1 protein-coding gene and 3 pseudogenes are annotated in these 2,237 nt (G+C 69.5%); 2 read left to right on the forward strand and 2 right to left on the reverse strand.

All coding sequences use genetic code 11. The annotated features are described in order from the left end of the window. Positions 1 to 455 (reverse strand): annotated as a pseudogene (locus ACIKT0_RS17350) (LytTR family DNA-binding domain-containing protein); the annotation flags it as partial. A 140-nt stretch (positions 456 to 595) separates the two neighbouring features. Here ACIKT0_RS17350 and ACIKT0_RS17355 point away from each other — a divergent pair. Both ACIKT0_RS17355 and ACIKT0_RS17360 read left to right on the forward strand, forming a co-directional pair. Then, complete coding sequence (locus tag ACIKT0_RS17355; RefSeq protein ID WP_407106605.1) at positions 596 to 1,444, forward strand: MipA/OmpV family protein; 849 nt, start codon at positions 596 to 598, stop codon at positions 1,442 to 1,444. A gap of 362 nt (positions 1,445 to 1,806) precedes the next feature. Further along, positions 1,807 to 2,104, forward strand: a pseudogene (locus ACIKT0_RS17360) (transposase); the annotation flags it as partial. A 19-nt stretch (positions 2,105 to 2,123) separates the two neighbouring features. Here the strand turns inward: ACIKT0_RS17360 and ACIKT0_RS17365 are convergent. After that, positions 2,124 to 2,237 (reverse strand): annotated as a pseudogene (locus ACIKT0_RS17365) (IS5/IS1182 family transposase); the annotation flags it as partial.

Genomic DNA, 2,237 nt, shown 5'->3' on the forward strand with positions numbered 1-2,237 from the left:
GTCGCCGGGACCTCCGGGCGGAGCGCCTGCTCCGCCGCCGCCGGCCCCGCGAAGGCGCTCGAGAGCAGAACCAGCAGCGCGCCGACGACGGCCGTCTGCAGGTAGAGCTCCATCACCTCCGTGACGCTCGGCTCCCAGCCCTTCAGCGCGTGCGCCGCTGGCCCGACCGCGAGGATCATCGGCAGCGACGTGCAGGCCACGAGGAGGACGCCGCGCGTCCACGGGCCCGCTCCGCGATAGGCGGGCGACCGTCGCAGCGCCCGCTCGACCAGGGAGGCGACCACAAACCAGCAGGCGAGCAACCCGGCCCAGAAACCCAGCCGCGCCAGAAACGCCTGCTCGGAGGTGCGATAGGGGCCCATATAGGCGAAGCCGAGCCCGAGGCAGAGCGCTAGCGCGCCCTCGGACGCGCGTTCCCGCAGCCACGCGTTCCAGGGTGCAGCGGTTTCGCGCATCGCGAATGATCCCCCGAGATCAGGAACCGTCAGCTTCGCGAAGACTTTGGCGCAATTACGAAGCGGCGCTCGCGTCGCCGGGCGTCGGCCCGCACTGCTCTCCGCGTCCCTCCCACCGAGGAGGCTTCAGGGGAGAGCGCATGGGCGTACGATCATTGCAGCTTCGGCGGCTGACGGCGCGGTCGATGATGGCCGCGGGCCTGGCGTCCGCCGTCCCGGCCGCCGCGGCGGATCTCGCGGGAGGGGAGCCCGCCGTGGGCGCCGCCGCCAATGACCGCGTGTTCTCGGCCTTCATCGCGCTCGGCGGCGCGATCGTCCCCGAATACGCCGGATCGAGCCACTACAAGGCGGCGCCGCTCGGCGTCGCCAACGTCACATGGCGCGGCTTCGAGCTTCAGGTCCGGGGCCCCGAGGCGCGGCTCGACGTTCTTGGCGACAGCGCCTGGGAGGCCGGTCCCGTCCTGAAGTATCGCGGGGACCGGGACGACGACGTCAAAGGCCCTGTGCGACGGCTGGAGAAGCTCGATTCCGCCCTCGATGCCGGCGGCTTCATCGGCTACCGGTTCGGCGGAGACGCGGGCGGGCAGGGCGAGATCGGGCTGCGTCTGACAGCGCTGCACGGCATGGCCGGAGAGAATGACGGCTTCTCCGCCAAGGCCGGCGTCTCCTACGCGGCGCTGCGCTGGGGCCCGCTCCGCGCCGACCTCGACGCCGACCTCTCCTACGGAAGCGCGTCGTTCAACCGGACCTATTTCGGCGTCACGGCCGCCGGCGCCGCCCGGTCCGGCCTGCGGCGCTATCGTCCCGACGCCGGGCTGACGGATGTCGGGGCCGGGCTCACCCTCGCTTACCAGATCGACGAGCGATGGGGCGTGATCGGCCGCGCCTCGGTCACGCGCTACGTCGGCGAGGCGGCCGACAGTTCGATCGTGAAAAAGGGATCGGCGACCGCGGGCGCGCTGGGGATCGGCGTGTCCTACCGCTACTGAGATCAGGCGAGCCGACGTCGCGTCATCGCGTCCCCGCGCGGCGACGTTCGCGCCTGACCGGGGAGCGCAGGCTCCGGCCCGCGCTCCCCGCATCGCCAGCGGGGCGGAACGCCCGATCGGGGCTTCGCCACGCATATGCGGCCGCCCGGCGCATAGGGGGCGCGGATCGCGATGAGTCGTCGCCTAAATGGCAGACGACTCAAACCGAAAAACCCTGAATTTACAGTAGCTCTTGGCTCATGCGGAGCGTCGCGCTTAGCCTAAAAAGGCGTCCAGCTTCGCTTTTTTTGCCCATTTGGATGTCGCGGCTCGAACGACGCTCTTATAGGCGAAACCCTATGTCCCCTGTGCTCGTTGCCTCCGGCTTGGGCGACGGCCAAATTCTCCTCGCCGACCGCGCCTACGACAGCGACCGACTGTCGCGACAGGCTCGACGCCCGCGGCGCCTTCGCCAACGTCAGGCCGATGAAGGGCCGAAAGCGGACGCTCGCTTTCAGCCCGTGGCTCTACCGCCGGCGCAACCTCGTCGAGCGCTTCTTCTCAAAGCTCAAGCACTACCGAGCCGTCGCGACCCGCTATGAAAAGCACGCCACGAACTCCCTCGCGGCCGTCAAACTCGCCGCGGCACGCATATGGATGCGCCTTATGAGTGTGACCTAGGCGAAGCTAGGGCCGAGACTCATAACCAGTAGCTGACGATCGCGGCGATGTGGACGGCGGCGAGGAAGCTGGTGGCGTTACGGTCGTAGCGGGTTGCGACGCGTCGGAAGTCTTTGAGGCGGCAGAACATGCG

Source organism: Hansschlegelia beijingensis (assembly GCF_045505405.1).
Lineage (GTDB): Bacteria > Pseudomonadota > Alphaproteobacteria > Rhizobiales > Methylopilaceae > Methylopila > Methylopila beijingensis_A.

Excerpts from the sequence above, each read along its gene's own strand:
- ACIKT0_RS17355 (WP_407106605.1), top strand. The coding sequence starts at position 596 with ATGGGCGTACGATCATTGCAGCTTCGGCGGCTGACGGCGCGGTCGATG.